We start from the raw sequence: 957 nt of genomic DNA on the forward strand, positions 1-957 counted from the left end.
ATAATGGTTCAGCAGATTTTATACCAAAACAAGAATTCGTAACGGATGGTACAAAATCAGGTAGTTATAATGCAGTCAATAAGCATATTACATGGACAGTTGTGGCTAATTATAATCAACGAGAATTAAAGAACGCTAAATTGGTAGATATACTGACAGGAGATCCAGAGTATGTTACTGATAGTGCCAAGTTATATGAAGCCACAATTAATCCAGATGGTAGTTATAAATTAGGTAATCCAGTTGGTACAAATATTGATTATGCTAAAGATAGCAGAACACTAACGGCTAATTTGCCAGAAAATAGCAATAAGGCTTATGTTATGATATTTGAAACTTCATTAGAAGGAAAAGTCATTGATGCGCTTAGCTATGATAATACTGCAAAGTATACAAATGATGGTCAGGATAAGGACCTAACTGCTAAAGTGTCAGTACCAAATAGTGGTAAGGTTGCTTATAAAACTGGTGAGCAAGATCCAGAAGATTCTGCTTATGCGGTATGGAATATTACAGTAAATCCAGAGCAATCAACATTGAAAGATGTTACGGTTGTTGACAAGCCCTCAACGAATCAAGTATTGGACAAGAGTGATGTTGTTGCTTATGGAACAAAAATTGCCACTAATGGTGCAATTACAGTTGATAAGACAAATGTGTTGACAGAAGGTAAGGATTATTCAATTAATATTACGACTGACCAAACAAGTGGTGAGCAAGTCATGACAATTAAATTCTTACATGAAATTTCGACAGCATATTCTGTTCATTATCGGACATTAATCAACAGTTCTAAGATAAATGATACGTTGAGCAATACAGTGACTGTCACTGGTACAGGTACAAAAGTAGTGACTGGAGAAGTTACAAGATCACATGATGTTGTAAACAATAGTGGAACTGCTGAAGGAACGAATTTAGACTATCAATTGACTAAGGTTGATAAGGATACTGACA

At 35.0% G+C, this 957-nt stretch carries 1 protein-coding gene; it reads left to right on the forward strand.

What is annotated here, in order from left to right; translation table 11 throughout:
• A partial coding sequence (locus tag D1643_RS11105) for a collagen binding domain-containing protein (protein ID WP_305038657.1) occupies window positions 1–957 on the forward strand: 957 nt, incomplete at both ends.

Source organism: Enterorhabdus sp. P55 (assembly GCF_009911695.1).
In the GTDB taxonomy this organism is placed as follows: domain Bacteria; phylum Actinomycetota; class Coriobacteriia; order Coriobacteriales; family Eggerthellaceae; genus Enterorhabdus.